19 protein-coding genes are annotated in these 25300 nt (G+C 63.1%); 9 read left to right on the forward strand and 10 right to left on the reverse strand.

Annotated elements, in window-relative coordinates; all coding sequences use genetic code 11:
- Positions 1-269: 269 nt before the first annotated feature.
- From VI234_RS13200 to VI234_RS13215, 4 genes are all read left to right on the forward strand, one after another.
- The gene (locus VI234_RS13200) at positions 270-2840 is read left to right on the forward strand and encodes a GcvT family protein (protein WP_336330263.1); all 2571 of its coding nucleotides are present in this window, start codon (positions 270-272) and stop codon (positions 2838-2840) included.
- A 217-nt stretch (positions 2841-3057) separates the two neighbouring features.
- Entirely contained in the window at positions 3058-5610 is a 2553-nt protein-coding gene (locus tag VI234_RS13205; RefSeq protein WP_336330264.1) for a GcvT family protein, read from the forward strand.
- A gap of 56 nt (positions 5611-5666) precedes the next feature.
- The gene (gene ilvA / locus VI234_RS13210) at positions 5667-6929 is read left to right on the forward strand and encodes a threonine ammonia-lyase (RefSeq protein WP_008312016.1); all 1263 of its coding nucleotides are present in this window, start codon (positions 5667-5669) and stop codon (positions 6927-6929) included.
- Between the two features lie 91 nt (positions 6930-7020).
- Positions 7021-7464 (forward strand): universal stress protein, encoded by a 444-nt coding sequence (locus VI234_RS13215; protein WP_151104140.1) that lies wholly within the window; start codon positions 7021-7023, stop codon positions 7462-7464.
- 6 nt (positions 7465-7470) lie between these two features.
- On the opposite strand, the gene VI234_RS13220 is transcribed toward VI234_RS13215, so the two are convergent.
- Positions 7471-7632 (reverse strand): hypothetical protein, encoded by a 162-nt coding sequence (locus VI234_RS13220; RefSeq protein WP_005533017.1) that lies wholly within the window; start codon positions 7630-7632, stop codon positions 7471-7473.
- 414 nt (positions 7633-8046) lie between these two features.
- Between VI234_RS13220 and VI234_RS13225 the strand changes: the two genes are divergently transcribed.
- Positions 8047-9807, forward strand: a complete 1761-nt coding sequence (locus VI234_RS13225) for a BCCT family transporter (RefSeq protein ID WP_008312011.1) — start codon at positions 8047-8049, stop codon at positions 9805-9807.
- 79 nt (positions 9808-9886) lie between these two features.
- Here VI234_RS13225 and VI234_RS13230 read toward each other — a convergent pair whose 3' ends face one another.
- Positions 9887-10495, reverse strand: coding sequence for a hypothetical protein (locus VI234_RS13230; RefSeq protein WP_049943031.1), 609 nt, complete (start codon positions 10493-10495; stop codon positions 9887-9889).
- 103 nt (positions 10496-10598) lie between these two features.
- On the opposite strand from VI234_RS13230, the gene VI234_RS13235 reads away from it, so the two are divergent.
- Positions 10599-11030, forward strand: a complete 432-nt coding sequence (locus VI234_RS13235) for a hypothetical protein (protein ID WP_239642316.1) — start codon at positions 10599-10601, stop codon at positions 11028-11030.
- A 117-nt stretch (positions 11031-11147) separates the two neighbouring features.
- On the opposite strand, the gene VI234_RS13240 is transcribed toward VI234_RS13235, so the two are convergent.
- Both VI234_RS13240 and folP read right to left on the reverse strand, forming a co-directional pair.
- Complete coding sequence (locus tag VI234_RS13240) at positions 11148-11381, reverse strand: hypothetical protein (protein WP_008312006.1); 234 nt, start codon at positions 11379-11381, stop codon at positions 11148-11150.
- 25 nt (positions 11382-11406) lie between these two features.
- A complete protein-coding gene (gene folP, locus VI234_RS13245) occupies positions 11407-13806 on the reverse strand; it encodes a dihydropteroate synthase (RefSeq protein ID WP_336330265.1) in 2400 nt (799 codons plus the stop codon).
- 324 nt (positions 13807-14130) lie between these two features.
- On the opposite strand from folP, the gene VI234_RS13250 reads away from it, so the two are divergent.
- A complete protein-coding gene (locus VI234_RS13250) occupies positions 14131-15876 on the forward strand; it encodes a formate--tetrahydrofolate ligase (protein ID WP_008312004.1) in 1746 nt (581 codons plus the stop codon).
- A gap of 85 nt (positions 15877-15961) precedes the next feature.
- Here VI234_RS13250 and VI234_RS13255 read toward each other — a convergent pair whose 3' ends face one another.
- The gene (locus tag VI234_RS13255; RefSeq protein ID WP_336330266.1) at positions 15962-16555 is read right to left on the reverse strand and encodes a cyclodeaminase/cyclohydrolase family protein; all 594 of its coding nucleotides are present in this window, start codon (positions 16553-16555) and stop codon (positions 15962-15964) included.
- A 150-nt stretch (positions 16556-16705) separates the two neighbouring features.
- Here VI234_RS13255 and VI234_RS13260 point away from each other — a divergent pair, with 150 nt between their 5' ends.
- Positions 16706-17086: a hypothetical protein gene (locus VI234_RS13260; protein WP_336330267.1), complete on the forward strand. Its 381-nt coding sequence runs from the start codon at positions 16706-16708 to the stop codon at positions 17084-17086.
- A 52-nt stretch (positions 17087-17138) separates the two neighbouring features.
- On the opposite strand, the gene VI234_RS13265 is transcribed toward VI234_RS13260, so the two are convergent.
- The 5 genes from VI234_RS13265 to VI234_RS13285 form a co-directional block, all read right to left on the reverse strand.
- Positions 17139-18107: an electron transfer flavoprotein subunit alpha/FixB family protein gene (locus VI234_RS13265; protein WP_336330268.1), complete on the reverse strand. Its 969-nt coding sequence runs from the start codon at positions 18105-18107 to the stop codon at positions 17139-17141.
- 2 nt (positions 18108-18109) lie between these two features.
- Positions 18110-18883: an electron transfer flavoprotein subunit beta/FixA family protein gene (locus VI234_RS13270; protein ID WP_336330269.1), complete on the reverse strand. Its 774-nt coding sequence runs from the start codon at positions 18881-18883 to the stop codon at positions 18110-18112.
- A gap of 43 nt (positions 18884-18926) precedes the next feature.
- Positions 18927-21461 (reverse strand): GcvT family protein, encoded by a 2535-nt coding sequence (locus VI234_RS13275; RefSeq protein WP_336330270.1) that lies wholly within the window; start codon positions 21459-21461, stop codon positions 18927-18929.
- A 914-nt stretch (positions 21462-22375) separates the two neighbouring features.
- Positions 22376-23686: a hypothetical protein gene (locus tag VI234_RS13280; protein WP_336330271.1), complete on the reverse strand. Its 1311-nt coding sequence runs from the start codon at positions 23684-23686 to the stop codon at positions 22376-22378.
- Entirely contained in the window at positions 23683-24375 is a 693-nt protein-coding gene (locus VI234_RS13285) for a hypothetical protein (RefSeq protein WP_336330272.1), read from the reverse strand. Before VI234_RS13285 ends, VI234_RS13280 begins: the two co-directional genes overlap by 4 nt.
- Positions 24376-24685: 310 nt before the next feature.
- On the opposite strand from VI234_RS13285, the gene rdfA reads away from it, so the two are divergent.
- The gene (gene rdfA / locus VI234_RS13290; RefSeq protein ID WP_336330273.1) at positions 24686-25282 is read left to right on the forward strand and encodes a rod-determining factor RdfA; all 597 of its coding nucleotides are present in this window, start codon (positions 24686-24688) and stop codon (positions 25280-25282) included.
- Positions 25283-25300: the final 18 nt, after the last annotated feature.

Raw genomic sequence — 25300 nt, forward strand, 5'->3', positions numbered from 1 at the left:
ACCGGTAGAGCGGCTGTCGCCGGTGTGAAAACCCCGTATCATAAAAATTACAGAGGGCTGTTAACATATAACCTGACAGTACATTAGCGTGTTGGACACTGGTCGGAGTTTCTGCCCGGAAGCGACAATCACCACAGGGGACCCAAATCTATTAACAATGGTACTCCTGTTATTCTGAAACACTACGTGATGATACAATGTCAGTTTGCAAAGGAGGTGGACCAGGCGGTAACTATATTGCCACGCCATAGCACGTTCTACTCAGAGTTATGGAGCCTACCGATAGCCTGCCGACCCAGGCCGACACCGTCATCATCGGTGCTGGAATCGTCGGCTGCAACATCGCCTACCAGCTGACAGCGCTCGGCCGAGAAGATGTGGTCGTGGTCGACCAGGGGCCGATGCCGACCACGGGTGGATCGTCGACGCACGCCCCCGGAATCATGTTTCAGACCGCGGAACCGAAGGTCCTGAGCCAGTTTGCGGACTACAGCCGGCGGCTGTATTCGGACCTCGAAGGGGCCGACGGGCAGCAGGCATACAACGAAACAGGCGGCATCGAAGTCGCGCGCAGGGAGGAGCGCATGGACTTCCTCCAGCGCCGCGTCGAGTACGCGAAGGCCTGGGGCATCGAAGACCCGCAGTTGCTCTCGCCCGAAGAAGTCACCGAGCACCTCCCGCTGGTCGATGCCGACCAGATCAAGGGCGGCTACTACTCCCCGACTGACGGGCAAGTCTCGGGCGTCGTCGCGTGTGACGCGCTGGCTCGTGAAGCGATGGACAGAGGCGCGAAGTTCGTGCCGCACACTCGCACCGAGGACGTCGAGACCGAGAACGGCTCGGTACAGGCCGTCGTCACGGAGAACGGCACTATCGAGTGTAACGAGGTCGTCGTCGCGACCAACATCTGGGCCCGCCAACTCGGCGAGAAGCTCGACGTGCACCTGCCGGTGACGCCAGTCGAGCACCAGTACACGATGACGGAATCCCTCGACGAACTGGCCGACAGTGCAGTGGACATCACCGACCACCCGCTGTTCGAGAACTACGAGAACGTCTCCGGGGAGAAGGCAAAGCGGCTCCTCGTCGGTCCGGACCGGCCGATTCTCCGCGACCAAGACAACGCGATGTACTACCGGAACCACGGGGATTCCTACGGCATCGGCTCGTACAACCACGAGCCAATCGTGCCCGATCCACAGGACCTCGGTGGCAACGACCCCGACGGCGAACAGGGGTCAGTCCACGAGTTCACCGACTACCACATGGACAATGCGACCCATCCGGACCGACCGGACAAGGCCCCCCGCCAGGCCAGCGACGAACTCCTCCCGGCGACGGCCGGCAAGGAACTCGAACACAAGTACAACGGGATGTTCGCGGAGTCGCCGAACGGACTCCCCGTGATGGGTCCCGTTCAGGAGTACGACGGCCTCTGGACGGCGGCGGCCATCTGGGTCACGCACGCCGGCGGTGCCGGTAAGGCGCTCGCCGAGTGGATGGAACACGGCGTTCCACAGCTCCCTGACGGCCCGATTGACCTCGCCCATTGCGACGTGAACCGCTTCGACGAGCACGAGGGGAGCTGGGACTTTGCCCGGGACATCGGCGGCGAGGAGTACCGCATCGTCTACAACATCATGCACCCCAAGTGGGTCTGGACCGACAAGCAGCGGGACATCCGCCGGACCCCGATGTACCACACCCACAAGAAGTACGACGCCGAACTGTGGGCCGAGGCCGGTTGGGAGGAACCACACTGGTTCGATTCCAACGCCGACCTGCTGGCGGAGTACGGTGACCAGATCCCCGACCGCGAGGGCTGGGAAGCGAAATACTGGTCCCCCATCGAAGGCGCTGAGGCGGTGAACGTTCGGGAGAACGTCGGGCTCCACGACATGACATCCTTCAACAAGATGGAGGTCACCGGGAGCGACGCCGGCGAGTTCGTCCAGTACCTCTGTACGAACGACATGGACATCGACGTGGGCGACGTGAAGTACACGCTGATGTGCAACGAGGGCGGCGGCGTCCGGGCGGACATCACGGTCACGCGGACCGACGAGGACCGCTACCTCCTGTTGACGACGGGTCGCGAAGTCGGGAACAACCACGTCGCGTGGGTGCGCGAGCAGTCCCCCGACGACGTGGTCGTCAACGACGTGACCTCCAGCCTGGCGGCGATGGTCTGTACCGGCCCGAACGCCCGGAAGGTCCTGTCGAAGGTCACCGACGTCGACCTCTCCGACGACGCCTTCCCGTTCTTCACGAGCCAGCAGTTCTTCGTCAAGAACGTTCCCGTGACTGCACTTCGCGTCTCGTACGCGGGCGAACTCGGCTGGGAGTTCTACACGCCCTCGGAGTACGGCGAACGCCTCTGGGAGCACATCATGGAGGCCGGCGAGGAGTACGGCATCCGACCGTACGGCAACGGTGCGCTGAATTCGCTACGAATCGAGAAAGGCTTCCGCCTCTGGGGGAAGGACCTCCACACGGAGCACAACCCGTACGAGGCCGGCCTGGGTTGGGCCGTCGACCTCGAAACCGACTTCATCGGCAAGGAAGCGGTCGCGGCGGCCGCCGACGGCGACAACATCGACCACAAGGTCGCCTGTCTGACCCTCGACGACGAGGACGCCGTCGTGCTCGACAACAAGCCAGTCCTCGACGGCGACGAGACTATCGGTTACCTCCACAGCGCCGAGTACGGCTACACCGAAGGCGCTTGTGTCGCCTACACGTACCTGCCACCCGAGTACGCTGAACCCGGTACCAGCGTCGAAATCCTCTACGAGGGCGAGCGGTACGACGCGACTGTCCGCGAGGAACCGCTGGTCTGAGAGCGGTCCGGGACCCATCGCCGGTTCTATCGGGATTGTAACACGCTGTGGTTCAGTCCCGAACCGTCATTCCTTCCCGCCGACCGACGGATAGCAGATTTTCTGGTACCGGACGAAATACCGATCTCTGGGCGCTCTAACTGGTGCTTCCTTCTCAGAGCGGTTCCGGTCACCGGTGTATTTAAGATTATGACAGAAACAGTCCCAAACGAGATACATGAGCACAGAGACTCCCCCGTCTCGGGCGGATACAGTCGTTATCGGTGCCGGGGCCGTCGGGTGTAGCGTCGCGTATCACCTGACGGAACTCGGCGCGGAGGATGTCACGGTTATCGATCAGGGTCCGCTCCCGGTCACTGGCGGCTCGTCGGTACACGCCCCTGGGATTATGTTCCAGACGTCGCCGTCCAAGATACAGACGAAGACAGCCTACTACACCAGTCGGCTCCTCTCCGATGCCGGCGTCTACGACGAGGTCGGTGGCATCGAAGTAGCCCGGAGCGAGGAGCGGATGGACTTCCTCCGTCGGCGCGTCGAGTGGGCGACTGCCTACGGGCTGCCGGAACCGCAGTTGCTCTCGCCCGAGGAAGTCACCGAGCACCTTCCGATGGTCGACGAAGACGAAATCCTCGGTGGCTACTACTCACCGACTGACGGGCGCGTCGACGGAATCGGCGCGCTCCAGTGGTATATGGAACACTCTTCGGCGTCGTTCTACGGGAACACGGAGGTCACGGACATGGACGTTTCGGGGGGCGAAATCAACGCCATCGAAACCGACCAGGGCCGCATTGACTGCGAGCGCGCGGTCATTGCGACGAACAACTGGGGTTACCAGACCGGCCAACTGGCCGGGCTGGACCTGCCAATCGCGCCGGTCGAACACCAGTACGTCGTCACTGAACCGATGGACGAACTCGCCGACGCTGAGACCTCGGTGGGCGACAACACGACCGGACTAGAGGTCCCTGGGGACCGCTCTATCGCGGAGTACATGAGCGAAGGGCCACACCAGCCGGTCGGCCGCGACCAGGACCACTCGCTGTACTTCCGGACTCACGGCGACGCGCTCGGGATGGGGTCGTACAACCACGAGACGCTCTCAGTCGATCCCGAGGCGATGGGGAAGAACTCCGAGGAGCATCAGGCGTCAGTGAGAGGGTTCACGAAGGAGCACTGGGAGACGCCGACTCACCGCGGCCGGGACAAGTCCGCGAAGCAGGCCTTCGACGAACTGCTACCGGCGACGCAGGACGTGGAATACGAGGCCACTGAGAACGGTATCTTCGTCTTTACGCCCGACGGGATGCCGGCCGTCGGCGAGACGGCCCAGGTCGACGGCCTTTGGACAGGGCTGGCTATCTGGTGGACCCACTCCGGGGGCTACGGCCGCATCCTCGCCGAGTGGATGGAGAACGGCGTCCCCCGACTGCCGTCCGGCCCGGTTGACACCGGCGGCATCCACGTCCGACGGTTCGAACCGCACGCGGGCGAGAAGGACTACTTCGTTGACCGCGGGGCCAAGCGGTACGAGCAGGTGTACAGCATCGTCGAGCCGCGGTGGCAGCCCGACGACCACCGGGGGCTCCGGACGAGTCCGTTCTACCACCAGCAAAAAGAACTCGGCGCGGAGTTCTACCAGAGCGGCGGCTGGGAGACGCCACAGTGGTACGAGTCCAACGCCGACTTGGTCGAGAAGTACGAGGACCGGATTCCAGACCAGGACGGCTGGCAGGGCATCAACCGCTCGAAGATCGAGGCCGCCGAGCATCTCCACACCCGCGACAAGGTGTCGATGTTCGACATGACGACGTTCAGTTCGATCATGGTCGAAGGCGAAGGGAGCCAGGCGTTCCTCCAGCGGGTCTGTAGCAACGACATGGACCTCGACGTCGGCCAGGTCCGCTACTCGCTGCTGTTGAACGAGGGCGGCGGCATTCTCGCGGACATAACCGTCGTCAAACTCGACGACGAGGAGTTCATGGTGACGACCGGTGGCGGGAACTCCCCCGGCATCCACGGCGGCCATCTGGAAGACGAAGCGCCCGAGAGGGTATCAGTCCACGTCGAGGAAGGCGCGAAATCCACAATCGGTCTCTGGGGGCCGAACGCGCGGCTCCTCCTCCAGCGGTGTACCGACGCGGACGTGACCAACGGTGGCTTCCCGTACTTCCGGGCCAAGCAGATGTACGTGGGCGAGGTGCCGGTCATTGCCCTCCGGGTCTCGTACGTGGGTGAACTCGGCTGGGAGCTGTGGGCCCCGACGGAGTACGGCCAGCGGCTCTGGGAGACGCTGCAGGACGCCGGAGAGGACCTCGGCCTCCGACCGATGGGCGGCGGCGCACTCAGTTCAATGCGGTTAGAGAAAGGCTACCGCCTCTGGGGGACGGATATCGACACGGACTCGAACCCCTTCGAAGCTGGACTCCCCTTCGCTGTCGACATGGATACAGACTTCATCGGCAAGGAGGCACTGGAGACGGCCCGCAGCGAGGGAATTGACAGCAAAATCACACCGCTCACGCTCGACGACTCGACAGATATCATGCTGAGTGGGCGGCCGGTGCTGAAAGACGGCGAGGCAATCGGCTACGTGCAGGCCGGAAACTACGGTTACAGTCTCGACGAATCCATCGCGTACACGTACGTTCCGACCGAATACGCCGAAGCCGGCACATCGGTCCAGATCCAGTGTGAGGGCGAGACCTACGTAGCGACGGTGTGCAACGAGCCGCTGTTCGACCCAACCCGAGAGCGCATCATCAAATGACAGGACAGCGCACTGACCCACCAACTTTGACATAAGGCCCGGGACGATACGAACACATGACACAAACCGAATCGGACACCCTGCCCGTCACATACGCGGACATCGAACGAGCCCGCGAACGACTGGACGACGACACAGTCGTCAAGCAGACGCCAGTCGAACGGAGTACGTCTCTCAGTGAATTCGTCGACGCCGAGGTCCACCTGAAGATGGAACACCTCCAGTGGACAGGCTCGTTCAAGACAAGAGGCGCGTTCAACAAGATCTCACAGGACGTCGCCGATGGCGTGGAGTCGTTCGTCGCCGCCAGCGCCGGCAATCACGCACAGGGCGTCGCCCTCGCCGCGACCAAATGCGGAGCGGAGTCGACGGTTTTCATGCCGGAGAACGCGCCACAGGCCAAGATCGACGCCACGAGAGACTACGGCGGGAGCGTCGAACTGGTGGGTAACGACTTTCAGGAGACGATGTCTCACGCCAAAGCCGTCGTCGAGGAGACCGACGCCGAGTTCGTTCACGCCTACGACGACCTTGACATAATCGCTGGCCAGGGGACCCTCGGTACCGAAATGTACCATGACTGCCCGGACGTCGACACAGTTGTCGTCCCTATCGGGGGCGGTGGGCTCATCAGCGGCGTCTCGACGGCGATCAAACACCTCTCGCCGGAGACGCGCGTCGTCGGTGTCCAGGCGACTGGCGCGGAGACGGTGCACGAGAGCCTCGACAAGGGGATTCCGGTCGTGCTCGACGAGGTCGACACAATCGCCGACGGCATCGCCACCGGCGGCATCTCGGAGACGACGCTCGACATCATCGAGGCGAACGTCGACGAGGTCGTGACTGTTTCGGACACCGACATCGCACAGGCGATTCTCCTGTTGATGGAACGGGCCAAACAGGTCGTAGAAGGTGCCGGGGCCGCCTCCGTGGCCGCTGTACTGAGCGACGGACTCGACGTCTCGGGCGAAACGGTGATGCCGCTGCTCTGTGGCGGGAACCTCGACATGACACAAATGCGTGAGGTCCTCATCCACGCGCTCACGGAGCGCCAGCAGCTCCTTCAGCTTCGGGTTCGCATCGACGACCAGCCGGGTGTGATGGAGGAGATCTCGGGGGTCATCGCCCGGCAGGGAGCTAACATCCACGACGTTCGCCACGAGCGGTCCGTCGAGAACCTCGAAATCGGGGAGGCGTACCTCGTCTTTAACGTCGAGACGAGCGGTGCCGAGCATGCACAGACCATCATTACGGCGATACGCGACGCGGGCTACCCCGTCGACAACGTCGCACGGAAGGCCCAAAACGGCGCACTGTGAGCCGGAATCGGCATTCAGATCGACGGATCGACGCCACGAGCGGGGAAACCTATAACAGGTGTGTGGGGGAATTACACATGAGTCAGGCACCATGTACGACCACATACTCGTCCCGTATGACGGCAGTGACGAGGCCCGGAGAGGGGCAGAACACGGCATCGAACTCGCCGCTGCGCTCGACGCGACAGTCCATGCATTGTACGTCATCGACCTGCCGGGCACGCCGCGTGCGCTTGCGCTCAGAGATGACGAAGAGGAGATGCGCGAGGAGTATCGAAACTACGGGGAAGAGGTTCTGGCGAATCTCGGGACCGTCGCCGAAGAGCACGGCGTCGAGTACAAGACGCATTTCAAAACCGGCGCACCCAGCGAGGAAATCGTCGAGTTCGCTGAAAACGAAGACATGGACGCGATTGTCCTGGGCTCGGCGTTCCGTGGAAAGCTCGGGAACCTGCTCGGTGGGACAACGGATAAAGTGGTCCGGACGTCGAGCATTCCAGTCATCAGTCAACGGATGAGTGTCAACGACATTTGACATCAGCTACGCGTCTATCAGTCGCGTCTCACGTATGTAGATCACCAGGCTGGCGCTGAGGAAACTGAATCCTGCGAGTCGGAAGTCTCCGACTGTCATCCCGACGAGGCCGACGCCCATCAGCAGTGCTGCCACCGCGGCTGCCCCTGTTGCCAGAAGTCGTGCCATACTGATGCTAAGTGGGAGTCCGAAATAAATACGCACCCATCAGGCGGTGAGACAATCGAAGACTCGTCGACAGCCAGCAAACCTCAATGTACTAGATAGGAGAGATGTCTGCCGAGTCACAGCCGTACAGTGCTTGAGTCCGTGATATATTGGTGTCTAAGGTGAAGTTTTATTACAGTTGCATCAGTGCATAAGTATGAGACTGTGTAGCACATAAAACACGCCGACAATAGCCCTGCGGGCACGTCGTGTCCGCCCGAGCGAGTACAGTGAGACAAACAGGATGCGAATGCTGTAGACGCGCTACGCCGGGATGTCGTTACCATGACGGTGGCAACGGACCACGACAGAGGACGACCGCGACTACGACAATGAGACACCACAGACCAGTACCGCGTTCGAGAGGGGTAACGTATGGCAAACAGTGACGATCAAACCGGGGAAATGTCTGACGGGCTTCAGGTCGAGTTGTTCCATCCGGAGTCCGACCGCGAACCCGGTGATACGAACATTCAGGCGGCTGGATTCGACATCCATCCGGTGGTATTCCCGGTGGCGCTGGTGATCATTGCACTGTTTATCGCAGTGACGATACTGCTCGGTGACACCGCAGCCTCCGCGTACACATGGCTGTTCAATACCATCGGGGACACCTTCGGCTGGTTCTACCTGCTAGCGGTGAACGTGTTCATCATCACACTGCTTTACTTCGCGTTCAGCAAGTACGGCAATATCAGAATCGGCGGCGTCGAGGCCGAGAAGGAGTTCAGCGACTTCTCCTGGATGGCGATGCTGTTCAGCGCCGGCATGGGCATCGGCCTCATGTTCTTCAGCGTCTCGGAACCGCTGTACTACTTCCAGAACCCCCCGAGCTTCTTCGGGGCCGAAGCCGGAACCGGCGCGGCGGCGTCCGCCGCGATGGCGCAAACGTTCTTCCACTGGGGCTTTCACCCGTGGGCGGTGTACGGCCTGGTGGGACTCGGCCTCGCGTTCTTCTCGTTTAACCGGGGGCTCCCGCTCACCTTCCGGTCGATATTCTGGCCCCTGCTGGGCGAGCGAATTTACGGCTGGCCGGGCCACATCATCGACCTCGTGACGGTGTTCGCGACGCTGTTCGGGCTGTCAACCTCGCTGGGCCTCGGTGTCGCACAGGTCAACACGGGGCTCTCCTACGTGGGCGGTGACATGCTCGGTGCGGTGAGTATCCCCACGGGGACCTGGCCACAGGTCGCGCTCATTGCCGGCATCACGCTCATCGCGACTCTCTCGGTCGCGGCGGGTCTCGACGGCGGCGTCAAGCGGCTGAGTACGCTCAATCTCTATCTGATGTTCGCACTGCTCGGGTTCCTCGTTATCGTGGGTCCGACGGTGTACATCTTCGGGACGTGGGCAGAGGGCCTCGGCGCGTACTTCGGGAACATCCTCGCACTCGGGTTCTTCACCGGAACGCTCAACGAAGCGGCGAACGGAACAGTCACCGCATGGACCGTGTTCTACTGGGGCTGGTGGATCGCGTGGTCGCCGTTCGTCGGGATGTTCATCGCGCGCATTTCGAAGGGCCGGTCCGTTCGGGAGTTCGTCCTGGGCGTGCTGTTCCTTCCGTCGCTGTTCTCGACGCTCTGGCTGTCGGTGTTCGGCGGCAGCGCGATGTTCAACTCACTGATGGGGAACGGACAGGCGCTCGCGACCTACAACGAGGTCGGCCAGACCGTGGCGATGTTCGCCCTGCTGGAGCAGTTCCCGCTCGGCGTGGTCAGTGGACTGATCGCGACGCTGCTGGTCATCACGTTCTTCGTCACGTCGTCGGACTCCGGGTCACTGGTCATCGACCACCTGACCTCGGGCGGAAAACACGACGTCCCGCGGACGCAGCGGGTCTTCTGGGCCCTTACCGAGGGCCTTGTTGCGTCCATCCTGCTCATCGGCGGCGGGCTGACGGCGCTCCAGACGGCCGCAATCACGACAGGACTCCCGTTCGCGTTCATCCTGTGTCTGATGTGTTACACGGTGTATCTTGGCCTCGACAACGAGTACCAGATACTCGAGTCCGAAGAGTTCGCAGAGACTATCCAGGACCTCTCCGAACGGGATGATGTCGACGTCGTGACCGCCGGCGACGAAATGGTGACAGATATCTCCGACCCGGGAGACGACACGGCGACGGGTACCGACTGAAGCGCCCTCGTTTTGGCGTTTTCCGACGCGACCGGTAGTATCAGGACGCTATCGCCAACAACGGTCGAAACCGTTCACGCTACCGGCCGCCGAGTTCTGTTTCGACCGTCCGTTCAGAGTGTATCCAGAGCCGGGCGGAGCCCCCGATTCCGAACGCGGCGATGGCGAGACTGGACACGATACTGCCGGCGGGTGAAAGCAGGACCCACGAGACAGCGCTGAGAGACGCTCCAATAAGCAGCCCCAACGTCGGTTGTCGGTTGCGCAGGATATCTGTGAGGAGCGTCCCGACGACGAGAAACCCGAAGCTCGTGAGTACCAGGACGAACGCGCTACTGATGAGAATCGCGGTACGGACGAATATCCCGCCAGCGACGCTGAGACGGGCCAGCGTTGTCGCCCCGTAGAGGGCGACGATTCCGACGATCACGTACCCAGCGACCCCGTAGAGGACGGCCGTCGCCGGGCTGTCCGAAATCGCGTCGATCGACTCGTCGACGTAGTTCCGCCGCAGCCGAAGTATCAGTGCGCCGGCCACGAGCACGAGAACGAACGAAACCACTGCCCGGAGTGGTCTGGACAGCCCGGCGGCAACGCCCGGGTCCAGCTGTCCTGTAACTGATGGCCCAACGACTGCCGCCAGTCCAGCCACGGTCGGCACGGCACTGACAACTGCATCAAAACCCATGCGTCACATACCGTGGGTCACCGTGAAAACCTGTCGGCGACATCGGCGCTCTGAGCGGGATCTGCCCGGAAATTTAAGCCATCAGAATACATACCGTGTCACAGTGTCTGGATGGCTCGCAGTTCTAATCTCGAAGCTTGTCTGGGTCGGCAAGCGGGTCGCCGGACCACTCCAGCGGAGTGACGGGCCGAACAAGTTCAGGCTGTCGAGCATGGACACGGCAACGACGACGTACGACGGTGACATTGGGTGGGTGAGACGGCCGCCAGCGACGGTCGAATGTCCGCGATGCGAGTCGGAAATCTTCCAGCACAACGCGCGTGACAGCATCGACTGTCCGCGGTGTGTCGGCGAATACAGCCACGACGAGTTCGCCGACCTGCAGCTCCTGTATCTCACCTGCCCGGTCTGTCGGAGCCGGATGGAGCACGGGCAACGCCACCCCGAGCGGTTCGACATCCCCGAATGGGCGACCTGTACGGACTGTCGGTACCACTGGGAGTTCGAACACTCCTACGAACACGGTGCCGGTTGAGCCGATAGGTACATTGATCACACTACGACCGTTCGACGGGCTGTGCGTTGCTTCGGAACGGCTACGAGATCAAGCGCAGGGTGATAACCAGTTCCAACGCGCAGTGGGATGCCGCCGTCAGTAATACTTCCAGTCGTCCTCACGGCTCCCCTGTACGACGCCGTCGTCCTCCTCACTGTCCGCTTCTTCCTGCTCATCGGGCCAGCGAATGCCGTCTCCGACGAGGCTCTTGTACGCGAAGGCACCCAGACCGACGAGCATCAGCAGGAGGACGACGGTTCCAGCGACCGCAGCCACCTGCCCGACGGATTCGAGCAGGCCCGAACCGAGCTGAACCGGAAACTGTAGCATACATACTGTTCGGGCTGGACAGGTATCACTGTTGTCGAAGCTGGGACGGTCGCGACGCCGTCGCTGAGACCGTCTTGAGCACGGCGTTGTTCTCGGAGACGTCGTGGACCCTGACGGCGTCAGCCCCGCGTTCAGCGGCCAGCGCTGTCGTGGCCAGGGTCGGTGGCAGCCTGTCTGCTCCTGCCTCGCTCATGTCGGCGAACATCGACTTCCGGGAGTGCCCGACCAGCACCGGACAGCCGAGCGCGTGGAACTCGTGGAGGCGGTCGACGAGTTCGAACGATTCGGCGGCGTCCTTCCCGAACCCACAGCCGGGGTCGACGATGACCTGCTCGCGGTCGATGCCGGCTTGCTCGGCAAGCAGTATCTGTTCCGTGAGGTCTCGAAGCACGTCATCGACGACATCGTCGTAGGTCACAGTTCGGCCTGGGTCCACTGGTGCGGACAGGCTATGCATCAGGATAACGGACGCGTCGTGGTCGGCAACCACGAACCGCATCTCGGGGTCCGACAGTCCCGACACGTCGTTGACGATGTCGGCACCGGCGTCCAGCGCCGCGTCAGCGACGGCGGCCTTGCGGGTATCTACGGAGACAGTGGTGTCGAGCGAGGACACCGCCTCGATAACGGGCACCACGCGGTCGATCTCTGTTTCGACGGACACCGGGTCAGCCCCGGGACGCGTGCTCTCACCGCCGATATCGACGATGTCCGCCCCGGACTCGATCATCTGTTCCGCGTGACTGACCGCGAGGTCGCGACGGTCGTACTCGCCGCCGTCGTAGAAACTGTCCGGCGTGACGTTGAGAATACCCATCACGGCCGCCGCTTCCCTGTCGAACGGCGGCAGGAACGACCTGTCAGACAGCGCGCCTTCGAGTTGCGTGGCGAGCCGACCGAGCCCCAGCCCCGCCGAAGCCAGTCGGCCAGTGAGCCGTTGAAACTGTCGCGGCGTTCCCGACAGCGTCGTGTCGACGAGCTTCTCCGGCATTCCGACAGCTGAACGAGTACAGGTGCCGCCGCAGTCCTCGAACGCCTGTTTGACGACGCCTGCCTGTTCGCGCCGCAACGTGACCGAAAGCATCTGCTGGTGGATTTCCGGTTCACTTCCGGCTTTAGCAGTCTCTCCCGTCGACGCCTGCTGGAGGTTGTCCCCGGGAACGACCAGCCGGCACCAGCGGTCCCGAGCTTCGGCGACTGCGTAGAGCGACCCGGCTACGAGCACGAAGTCGTCCGCGTCGGCCGCCGCTATCGCACGTTCGGTGGCCTCGGGAACGGACTCGACCTGCTGTACCTGGGCTGCCTGGCCCTCGAACGCGGCAGCGAGCGATTCGGTGCTCGCGGCTCGGTCGACTTCCGGTCGCGCAGGGAACGCCGTCTCGACGGCCGGAAGCGTCGCAATCATCCGTTCGTACTCCTTGTCCTGCATCGCGGCGAAGACGACGTGGAGGTCATCGTACTCGTACCGTTCGATGAGTGCTGTCAGCGTCTCCATCGCGCCGGGGTTGTGGGAACCATCGAGGACCACCATCGGGTCCGTCGACCGGATCTCGAACCGCCCCGGCAGCGTCGCGGCCCGAAGCCCCTCGGATATGGTTTCGGTGTCCACGTCGATGAGTTGTCGGGCCAGCGTCGCGGCGACGCCGGCGTTCTCCGCCTGATGCTGTCCGAGCAGCTTGAGGTTCGATTCGAGGGCCCAGTCCGGCCCAGTGAGTGCGATCCGGTTCTCGACGGCCGAACGCATGCCGTTTTCGACGGCGGTGACAGCAGCCCCCTCACCACCGACAGTGATGGTATCGGTAACCCCCTGAACCGCCTCGAGGGCAGCGCCGGTGGTTCCGGTCACGAGCGGGGCGTCCCGCGGCGCGACTTGTGCTTTGTCGCGGGCGATCTCCTCGACCGTGTCGCCGAGCAGGTCGGTGTGTTCTAAACTGATGCTGGTGACGGCGCTTGCGACGGGATCGACCGCGCTCGTGGCGTCGTACCGGCCGCCGATACCGACTTCCAGTACTGCCACATCGACGTCTTCGACATCGAAATGATAGAGCGCAAGCGCGGTGAGTACCTCGAAATGCGTCGGCTTGTCGTCCTCGGCGGCCAGGCGGTCGATACATGGCTCGATCTGTTCGACGAACTCCGTCACCCGCTCTTTGGGTATCCGGCCGCCGTTGACCGTGACTTGCTCCCGAAAGCCGTTCAATCCCGGCGAAGTGAACAGGCCGACGTCCAGCCCGGCGGCCCTGAGCACGCTCTCGGTCATCTGGGCGGTGCTTCCCTTTCCGTTCGACCCGGCGATCTGCACGCTATCGAAACTGTCGTCCGGGTCCCCGAGGTGTGAGAGCATCCGCGCCGTCGTATCGGTCCCCAACTTGGGCCGACGGCGTTGTAGCGACTGCAGGTAGTCCGCCGACTCGTGGTACTCCATACCATAATTGGGCGGCGGCGGCCTGATTAATTTATCGCCGGGGGTTCTGCGTCGATAGCGCGTACCGAGGTAGAGCAGCCCCTTCGGGCCGAAACCGACGGGAAATTCTTCAATGAGTCCCGGAGACAGTGATCGAGTCGTCTCCTAGCTCCAGACTTTGCGGCCGCTGCCGTCCGGCCTGCTGTTGGGCCACGGAACCGATCTCGTAAGGCGAGAGACATGATGTGGCTTACGCGGTCTGTAACAGCGGCTCGAACACATCCTATCCCGATAGTATCAGGTTCACTAACATTATTACGACGCTGCAGGGAAGGGCTAGTCGAGATGTCTTCACAGGATGAGCAATCCGCGGCCGAAGAGACACAGGAGCCGATTCCGACGGACTACGATATCGCTCAATCGACCGACATGGAACCGATCTGGGAACTGGTCGAGCCGTGGGGACTCGGCCTCGACGACCTCCAGTACTTCGGCGAATACACCGCGAAAGTCAAACAACACGCCATCGAGCGCCTCCGTGAACAGGCCGAGGACAAGGAGCAGAACCTCGTCCTGGTAACCGGGATGACGCCGACGCCGAAAGGCGAGGGGAAGACGGTAACGACCGTCGGTCTCGGACAGACGCTCAACCACGTCGGCGAGGAAGCGATGATCGCTATCCGGGAACCGTCGCTTGGCCCAGTGTTCGGTGTCAAAGGCGGCGCGGCAGGCGGCGGCCGGTCGCAGGTCCTTCCGATGGAGGACATCAACCTCCACTTCACCGGCGACCTCCACGCGCTCACCTCCGCGCACAACCTCATCGCCGCGATGCTCGACGCGAAGATCTCGCAGGGTGACGACCTTGACATCGACATCAACAACGTCTCCTGGCCGCGCGCTATCGACATGAACGACCGCGCGCTCCGGGAGACGGTCGTGGGCCTGGGCGGGAAAACCGGCGGGACGCCGCGGGAAGACAGCTTCCTCCTTACCGCCGCTTCAGAACTGATGGCCGTGCTGTGTCTGGCAAGTGACCTGGGCGACCTCAAAGAACGAGTCAGTCGCATCATCGTTGCCTACAACGAGGACGGTGACCCGGTCACTGTCGACGACATCGAGGCGACCGGCCCAGCAACCATGCTACTCCGGGACGCGATCAAACCGAACGTCGTCCAGACCATCGAGGGGACGCCGGCGCTGGTCCACGGCGGGCCGTTCGCGAACATCGCCCACGGGACGAACTCCCTGGTCGCCGACAAGACTGCCTTCGGCATGGGCGACTACCTCGTCACCGAGGCTGGTTTCGGCTCCGACCTCGGGGCCGAGAAGTTCATGGACGTGGTCTGTCGCAAAGGCGATATGACGCCGAACGCCGTCGTGCTAGTGGCGTCGGTCCGCGCACTCAAATACCACGGACTGGACCAGTGGCCGGTCGACTACGACGAAATCGACGAAGCCGGCGTCGAAGCCGTCGAAGCGGGCTTCTCGAACCTCGACAAGCACGCGACGAACCTCCAGAAGTTCGGCGTCCCGGTCGTCGTCTCCGTCAACCGCTTCCCTGACGACACCGACGAAGAGATCCAGGCCGTGCTGGACCACTGCCGTGAGGACCTCGGCGTCAGAGCGGCCGAGTCGAACGTGTTCTCGGACGGCAGCGAGGGCGGCGTCGACCTCGCGGAGAACGTCATCGAGGCAACCGAGGAGAGCAACGAGGAGGACTTCCGGATGCTGTACGACGACGAGGACAGCATCAAGGAGAAGATCCACACTGTCGCGACCGAGATTTACGGCGCTGACGACGTGAAATACACCGGCGGCGCGCTCGACGACATCGAGCAGATGAACGACCTCGACTTCGACGACTACCCGGTCGTCATGTCCAAGACGTTCCACTCGCTGAGCGACGACGCGAGCCAGAAGGGTGCACCCGAGGGCTGGGAGCTCGAAATCAGCGAAGTGTACCCATCTGCCGGTGCGGGCTTCCTGGTCGCTCTCACGGCCGACGCGCTCACGATGCCTGGCCTGCCGGCCCGTCCGGCCGCGGCCGACATGGACATCGACGAAGACGGCAACATTTCGGGCCTGTTCTGACAATCCGGTCCTGCGTCCCAGCTTTCGCGTTTCGCCGCCTCGACTTTTATTGGACACCGCTCAGCGTTCGATGAACGGACGACGCTCACCGCTCCGCGTTTGCGACCGCTTCGTCGAGCGCCGCTTCGCCGGCCGCTTCTGCCTCGTCTGCCCGCCGCTTCATGGCTGCCACGAATGATTCGTCGTCTATCATGTCGAGATTGGCCCGAACGGTCGAGACGGACGCCTGTAGCGCCGCCGCCGCGAGCAGCGCCCCGACAGCCGCGTCCGGGACGGCGACCGGCGTCCCCTTCGCAGTTACCGTGCGGGCGTGCTCGACGACGTTGAGACAGACCTCGGCTGTCTCCAGTGGCACCTCCGTCGAGCGTTTCGAGGCCGCCTGCATCCGGGCGACGTCCCCGGATTCAAAGGCTTCCCCGACCGCGTCGACCGCTGCCGCGTCCTCGTCAGCGAGGTCGAGCAGCCGTTTCCGGTTATCGGCCAGACCGTCCGCTAGAGCCGATAGCTCACCGGACTCTGTACCGGACCCGTCTGTGCCGACAGTGTGGATACAGACCATCTCACAGAGCGCCGCGCCCATCGCGCCGCCGACGGCCGCGACCGCACCGCCGCTCGGAGTCACCTGGCCCGACGCGACATCAGCAAGGAACTCGCCGATTGGCTGGTCCGCGAAGGTCATCTGTCGGACTCAATTCCGGTCGTCTCTAGTGATTGACTGTCCATACGGCGGCACTCTCGGCCCACTCGCCTAATGATTTCCCTGGAGGTATTCGGTCCGTGTGGGCCATCCCGTCACAAAGGCTATGACTGGACTGTGTCAAGACGATATATGGCGTCTCCGTACGAAATCGTCCAGCCAGCGACGGTGCCGACGGAACAGTTCAATACCTGCGATACAGAGGTCCGGAAGCTCACGGACCCGCTCGGCTGTGAGGAGATGCGGGTGAATCAGGTCATCGTCGAACCGGACTCCGTGACGACGCCGCATACACACGACGGCCAAGAAGAGGTGTTTGTCGCGACGACCGGCGGCCAGATAGCCATCGAGGGTGACGTCCACGATGTCCCCGAGGGCGGGGTCGTCCGCGTCCACCCGGACACGGTCCGAAACCTCTGTAACCACACCGATGAAACACACGTCTGGCTCGCCTTCGGTGCGCCGCCGGTGGGAACTGTCGAGAACTTCGGGGACTACGTCGTCAAAGAATGAGCCGAGGCAGCTAGCCCGTCAGCCAAGCCCGCACACGGAACGGACGACCGTCTCAGCCCCCGTCTCCCAGCGCGTCGTTCAACTCCGGCACGACCTCGTGGAGGTCGCCGACGACGGCGTAGTCGGCCTTCTGCATGATGGCTGCCTCCGGATCGGTGTTGATTGCCAGGATGTTGTCCGCACCTTTGCAGCCCACCATGTGCTGCACTGCACCGCTGATGCCACAGGCGACGTAGAGGTCCGGGCTGATCTTCGTTCCAGTCTGTCCGATCTGGTCGTCGTGTGGTCGCCAGCCCTCGTTGACGGCGGCCCGTGACGCGCCGACGGTCCCGCTGAGGCTATCGGCCAGCGTCTCCAGTTTATCGTAATCCTCCGGACCGCCGACGCCGCGCCCGCCGCCGACCACGACGCGGGCCTCACCGAGCGACACACCGGACTCGGCTGACTCCTCGACGCGGTCGACGCTGACCCGGAACGCGCTCTCGTTGAGCGACGGCTCGAACGGCTGGACTGTCGTCTCAGCGCTCTCTATCGCCGTCTCCGGCGAAAACTCGTGTTCCGCCACAGTCACCAGTTTCGTGTCACTATCAAGGCATGCGTGTTCGACGAGGCTACCACCCCATCGCTGGCGCGACAGTTCGTACACGTCGCCGGCCTCGACGTCGAGACAGTTGGCCGCCATCGGCAGGTCGCGCCTGGCACCGACGTGGGCTAGCACCTCCTGGCCGCGGTCGGTCCCCGGTGCGACGACCGCATCCGGGTCCGTGGCGTCGAGCAACTGGGCGATACTCTCCGCCCAGGCCTCGGGTGCGTACGTGTCCAGTCGCTCGTCGTCGACGTGGTGGACGGTCTCGACGCCGCAGTCGCCGAGTGATTCCCCGAGTGCCGCCGCTTCCGCCCCGAACGCGACGGCCTCCAGCGCCGCGTCGGTCGCAGTCGCCAGTTCACGGGCCAGGCTCAGCGCCTCCAGCGAGGACTCCGCCGGGCTCCCGCCCGCGTGTTCGACGAGGCTCAGAATCACGGTTAGAGCACCTCCAGGTCGTCGCGGAGCAGGTCGACGACTGCGGGTACGGCGTCCGGTCCCTCGCCGAGCACCTCGGCCGCGCCCTCCGTGCTCTCCGGCGCTTCCAACCGGACTTTCTCGATACCCCCGTCGAACTCGCCGGCGACCGGGTCCTGCCGCCCGATCGACTGTTTGCGCGCCTGCATCTTGGCGCGCATCGAAGCGTAGCGGGGCTGGTTGAGCCCTTCTTTGACGCCGACGGCCGCCGGGAGGTTGAGTTCATACACCTCGGTTCCGCCGGTCACGTCGCGCTCGGCGACGGCTATCCCGTCCTCAATCGTCAGATCTGACACGCCCGCGACGAACGGCATGTCTAGCCGCTCGGCGACGCGGACGCCGACCTGGTGGTTCGCCACGTCGGCCGATTCGTTGCCGAACAGGAGGAGGTCGAACTCCGGGTCGGTGCCGGAGTCGTCACTCAGGGCGTCTGCGAGGGCGGCCGCCGTTTCGCGGGGCCGCCACTCCTCTCCGTCGGTTTCCAGCAGGGTCGCCTCGTCGGCCGTCATCGCGAGTCCGGTCCGGAGCTGTTCGTCGGCGTCCACCGATCCGAGCGACATCACGGTGGCCGTCCCGTCGTGGTCGTCGGCCACCTGAATGGCCTCCTCGACGGCGCACTCCTCGTGGGGCGATATCGTGAACCCAAGATGGCTCGTGTCTATCTCCTGTTCGTCGTCGGTCAGTGTGAGTTTCGCGCCGGTGTCCGGCACGCGCTTGATGCAGGCTACGGTGTCCATGTCGTGTCTCCGTCGTTCGATTGCGGTCGGTTCACTGGCTGTGCTAGCTCCTGATGCGCTCGTTCTCCGGGTCGAACAGCGGCCGGCTCCCGACGACTTCGACCGTCACCGGGTACTGCTGGCCCATGTACTCGACCTGGAGGCTCCGCCCTTCCTCAGCGAAGGACTGCGGGAGATACGCCATCAGAAGGTGCTTGCCGACGCTCGGGCCGGTCCCGGCGCTGGTCACGTACGAGCGCCGGCCCTCGTCGTCGACCAGAACGTCCCCGTTCCCGTCGAGAACCGGTTCGTTGCCGAGCATGAAGCGGCGTTCGCCGCCCTCCGGCGCGTGGTCGTCGACGGACAGCGTACACAGCGTGGCCGTATTCTCCTCGTCGATGGCCTCTACGTAGGCCTCTTTCCCGATGAAATCGGCGTCCTTGACGCCGTGGAACGTCAGCCCGGCCTCCGCGGGGTTGTAGTCCAGTTCCAGTTCGTGGCCGAACAGTCGGTACCCCTTCTCCAGGCGACCGGTCGTGCCGTAGACGCCCATGCCGGCCGGCCGGACGTCGTGGTCCTGCCCGGCCTCCCAGAGCACATCCCAGAGGCGGCGGCCCTGGCCCATCGGGGCGTAAATCTCCCAGCCCTGCTCGCCGATGTAGGAGAGCCGCATCGCCCACGCCTCTACTTCACCGACTGTGATCTCCTGTGCCGTGTATGGCTCGAAGGCGTCGTGAGACATGTCCTCCTCTGTGACACTGGCCACCAGGTCGCGGGCGTTCGGCCCCCAGACGCCCAGCGTACACAGCGACTCGGACTGGTCGATGAGGGTCACGTCGGCACCGTCCGGGATGTGGTCGCCGAACCAGGCCCGGTCGGCCCCGCCCGCCGCGCCGCCGGTGACGACCCGGTAGTGGTCGGGACCGAGGCGGGCGATGGTCAGGTCCGAGACGAAGCCGCCGTTCTCGGCGAGTATCGGCGTGTACACGGTCTTGCCCACGTCAACGTCGACGCGGCCCACAGCCATCCGTTCGAGGTAGTCGACGACGTCCGACCCGCGGAAGTCGAAGATGCTGAAGCCCATGTCACCGATCATGGAGACGTGCTCGCGGGTGTGGAGATGCTCTGCGAGGATGATCGGCGACCACCACCGCGAGTCCCACTCGTTCGGCCGCTGGAACTCGGCGAGTTCTTCCTCGTACCGGTCCAGCAGGTCGCCGTTCGACTCGTACCACTGCGGCCGTTCCCAGCCCGCCGCCTCGAAGAACTCCGCGTGGAGGTTGGCCTGTTTCTCGTAGAACGGGCTCGTCCGGAGTTCCCGCGCCGACTGGTACTGTTCGGCCGGGTGGACGATGTCGTAGATTTTCTGGAACCCTTCGCTGGCCCGGTCTTTGACGAACGAGCGGGAGGTCCCGTACTCGTAGAACCGGTTCACGTCGGCTCCGTGAAGGTCGATGTCCGACCAGCCACGCGTCATCCACTGGGCGACCGCCTCGCCGATGGCCGGGGCCTCCTTGATCCAGACCGCGGCACACGACCAGAGCCCGTCGACGTCCTGCAGTGGGCCCAGAAGCGGTGCACCGTCTGGCGTCTGCGAAAGTAGGCCGTCGATTTCGTGGCGGATGCCGGCCTCGGGGTCGTCGAGGAGTTCCGGGACGATCTCCAGCGCGTCGGCCATCGACTGCTCGAAGGCGTCGTCGGTCAGCGGCGGCTGGGTCGGCGAGAGCGGCGCTTCGTCGATGGACGGGATGTCCTCGACGTCCCACAGTATCGGCCGGTGCTGATACGACCCCACTTCGAGGTCGTTCCCGTGCTGGCGCTCGTACATCTGCGTGTCCATGTCGCGGACGACCGGGAACGAGATTTCGCCCTCGTAATCCTCGAAGAATGAAATCGGGCCGACGCTGACCATCTGGTGGACTGCCGGCGTCAGCGGGATCTCGACGCCGGCCATCTCGGCGATTTTCGGGCTCCAGAGCCCGGCCGCGATGACCACCTCGTCGGCCGTGACGGTCCCGCGGTCGGTCTCGACCGCCTGTATCGACCCGTCTTTGACGTGAAGGTCGAGCACTTCGGTGTTGGGCGAGACGTGTAGCCCGCCGTCGGTGTACTCGTCTGCCCGCGCTCGCATCACTTCGCCGGCCCGGAGCGGATCACAGGTGCCCGCACCGGTGCTGTAGAACCCCGCTCTGATGAGGTCAGTGTTGACGTAGGGTACGAGCGCTTCGACTTCCTCGGGGGTCAACAGCTCCGCCGGTTCCCCCCACGCCTTCGCTGACTGGACGCGCCGTTTCAGCTCCTCGATCCGTTCCTCGGTGCGTGCCACCTCGATACCGCCGCTGTTGGTGAACGTGTCCATGTCCTTGTACTGCTCGATGCTCCGTCGGGTGAGGTGGGTCATCTCCTTCGAGTGTTCCACCGGCATCAGGAAGTTCGAGGCGTGACCGGTCGACCCACCGGGGTCGGGCAACGGCCCCTTGTCCAGAATCGCGATGTCTTCTCGCCCCATCCGGGCGAGATGGTACGCGAGACTGTTTCCGACGATACCGCCACCGATGATTACTGTCTTCGCCGCTGACGGCAGCGAGTTCGAACTCATCGCGGTCTCACCCGTATGCTGGCGGACCGAACTGTACTCTCGCTGCTCGTGGTGATAGCTCTCAACATCATCCGTTTTGAGCGTGGCCCCTCTCGGGAAAGAAGCAGGGACCACAGTTCTGCGGTGATTTATATACGGCTGGGACGCAGAACGCCGGGAATCATTCGTTGTTCAGGGTGTCAGCAGCTACAAACCCCCTGTTTCTGTTCGGTAGTCGCGTCGACAGGGCCACGCTCACGTTTCAGAGTCAGAGGGACGGGCAGAATACTCATTCTATCAAAAAACCAATGGTATGAGTTTTGTGCCGTCCGTTGGAATGGTTTCGACGCGCTCTCTGGTCGTCGTCTCGGTCTCCGGACCGAAGGCACGCATGACCGGTTTCGACCCGGCCTGAGAGTCCTCCGTCAGTTGGGTCACAGTATCGTATTGGTGTGCAGGATCCTGTTCACGGGAATCCATTGCAGCCAAACGGGATGACGTGACGTACCACGCATCTCTCCTCACTACCCCGTTGCTCGAATGACAACGGTGACGTCGTGATTTCACGCCACGAGATATCACCGACTGTTACTGTCGTGTATTACACCCGCTGAGTAATACTAAGTGAGCAGGTCGAAGGCATTGCCTGAACCTTGAGAGTCCGCTCTGTCACCGGTCTCCCGACATCACTCGCGCTGATAGCGGTGGGTGCTGCTTCGGTCCCGATTTCTATAGGGCGGTGCAGCTCAGGAATAGCGACAGCCCATTCGATATCGGGGTGGCCGTCCACGGGACCGAGAATAACAATCGTACCAACATTAGCTCACAGAGCCTATCAGTATCAGAGGGATATTGTGAAGAAGGAACTACATAACAGTGTGGCGGCGCGTGGTCGACGACCGCCGAAGCAGTTGTGGCGCTGTTGTCATGCCGTTTCAGTCGGCCTGCAGCGCCCGGACTGTCTGTTGCGTCGCTGCCAACGCTGAACGGGCGAGTGCTGTCGCGTGCCAGTAGTCCGCAACGCTTCTATCGAGCGTGGTGGCCGATATCTCTCCCTGATGATGTGTTAACTCACGGTCAGCGGCCATGACCCTGTGGCCGGCGTCGACGAGAACCGTCCGGACCAGCTCCGGCTGCGAACTCGATTCGAGGGCCGCGGTGAGTGCATCGTACGCGGTCTGTCTGATTTCGCGAACCGCTGTCCCATCGGATGGCCGAGCGAGTTCGTCCGCCTCCCGACGTGACTGAATGCGGTCGAGCGCTCGGAACCGGGCGAGCCGACCGTTCGCATTGACGACGGCGCTCGCGGGCCCGACGGCGTCCGTGAGGCGGCTGGTACCGCTCTCGGCTTCCCAGCGGAGCTCTTCGAAAACCATCTTCCTTGGAGTGCGGTCGTCAGCGGCCGTCTCCGGCGGCAGGTCCGCCTGCCTGTCGCGGATGTCCGCCAGCAGTGCTTCCGCTGCATCACTCAGTGTCGGCCTGACCGTCCCGGCATCGGATGGAAGCGAAGCAGCGAACCGCGCCCGCAGGTGGCGAGCGTCGTCGAGATACGCCTGTGCCGACTCGGCCGTCTCACCCCATTCGGCGACCGACAGTAACTCCGACTCTTCTCTGGGTAGGACGTCCATGTCACTGGCCCGCTCCAGTCCCGTCTCGATACGGGCGTGGACCAGCGCCGCGCGCACCGGGTCCGTCCCGACGTATTCGTGCTCCTGTCGGGTTTCGCGGGCCGCCGACACAGTTCGGCTGTGTTCGTCTCGGAGCGGCGCAGCGGTACGGCCGCTCTCGACAACACCCCACCCCGCAGCGGCGTAGCGGGCGTTTTCGCGGGCCGAACGTAGCGACCGGAGCGCCATCAACCCGGTTCGGGCCGTCCGCGCATCGTCGAGGCCGTCCGAGGCGTCACTGGCGGCACCTGTCAGGTGCTGGCGGATGTGACCGTTCGGGATGTCTTCTGGACCGAGCGGGGTCGGAAGCGTCGCCAGCAGCGAGCGTACCCGCTCCCTCGCGGCGTCGAAATGGCTCGTTTCGATGTCGACCGGTATCACCGGGGGGATTGGGGCTTCTCGCTCTTCGTCGCGCGGGACATCGGGCAGATTGTAGGCATCGATAGTTGCCTCGCGTTCCCCACCCAGACTGTCGATACTGCTACAGCCAGCGATAGCACTGGCCCCAACCAGGGCGAGCACACCACGGCGGGTCATCCGACCGGACTCCCCGCCCGTCGCGGACGTGTCGTCGGTCATACCTGCTCACCACCAGTCTGGGTTCGGCGGTCGCTATCTCGGGCTGACCCGCCCCCGCCCTCGCCCTCGGCATCGACTCGCTGGCTGTCACAGGCGCTCCCACCGATGGAGGTGGAGTAACTGGAGATGTCGTCGGCGTTGACTGTCTCGGGAATCCGGATGAACCACACCGCGTACACCTTGTTGCCTGCTGTGCAGGGTTCGTCGTAGGGGCGACTCACTCGGCCGTAGTCGGTCGAGACGCTGTTAGTCGTCCAGCTGACCTGACAGAGCGTTAGTCGAAAGCACTCCTCGATCATCACGTTCTGGACGTAGACGGTTTCCGTGTCGAAGTCAGTCTCGTCGAGGAAGGTCTCAGTCAGCGAACTGTCCACGTCTTCAGCGACGGTAAGTCGGTCTGCTTTGGATGCCGTATCGATAATCTTGGACTCCAATCGACGGGAGTGTCGGCTTTCGGTTGGCCGACTGTCTCCATCGTCGAGCCAGACAGGCTGACGGTCGGCGTCAACGCGTGTGACAACTGCCTCCGGGTCGGATTCTATGCCAGTTCCCGGAGCGGCCGAGCCATCGTTTTCGGAAGCGGTGCGCGTTGATTCGCCGCTGCCCTCGAACAATCCACTACAGCCGGCCAGTATCGCCGCTAGCCCGCATGCGCTGTGGAGGAGGGTACGTCGAGTGGAGGGGACCATCGTGTGATTTCCCGCTTGTAATGTCAGGTATTAAATTCTCGTGGTAGATGGGCGTTACCGAAAGCGTATCAGATATCCCGAAGAATAGATTCAGGAGTGGCTCTCTGTCGTAGTCGGTGCTTATATGTCTATAAACACAGTCATTATACATCTATTTGCGGTCCTATTGATATATATCGCACATATCTGTGGCCAAATACATTCGTATGAGTGTGCACTCTGTAATCAAGAAGTATGGCTGCCAAGTTGTGGATAGAGACGCAGATATCGCAACAAAACGGCTAAACCGGCTCGACGCGTTCTGGCGATAATGGGGTCAGCGCAGTCGAAAGTCGCACAGTTGATCGAAACGTACGGACTGACGTCGATGGGAACGGAACTGGAGCACGCGTGGCTCGGGAAGAATGGGGAACGACAGAGTCTCCGTGACCTCGCTGACCGGTTCAATCAAGCGCTGCTCGTGGCTGCGATTCGCGATTCGAGCATGGACGTCATCGACGGCGAACCGGCGAACTTCTATCGACTCCTGACGGACGACGACGTCAGTGCGGGCAAACGGATCGAAGCGCGGAACCGACTCGAACGGGCAGGCATCGACGTCGATACGCTGGAAAGCCAGTTCGTCACGTATCAGGCGATTCGGTACTACCTCACAGAGGTTCGTGATGTGAGCTACGAGCCTGAATCCGAAACTGAACAGGTCGAGCAGGAACGCGGGACAATAGACCGCTTCCGCAGCCGCGTCGAGACAATCGTCCGGGATACGGTCGACCGACTGAACACCGCTGACAAACTCACTGTCGGCGAGTACCGAGTGTTCGTGAGCATCGATATTCGCTGTCAGGACTGCGGGACGCGCTACGGCATCAGTGACCTTCTCGACCGCGGCGGCTGTGACTGTGAGTGAGCGCTCAGTAAGTTCGGT

Source organism: Haloarcula sp. CGMCC 1.2071 (genome assembly GCF_037078445.1).
In the GTDB taxonomy this organism is placed as follows: Archaea; Halobacteriota; Halobacteria; order Halobacteriales; family Haloarculaceae; genus Haloarcula; species Haloarcula amylolytica.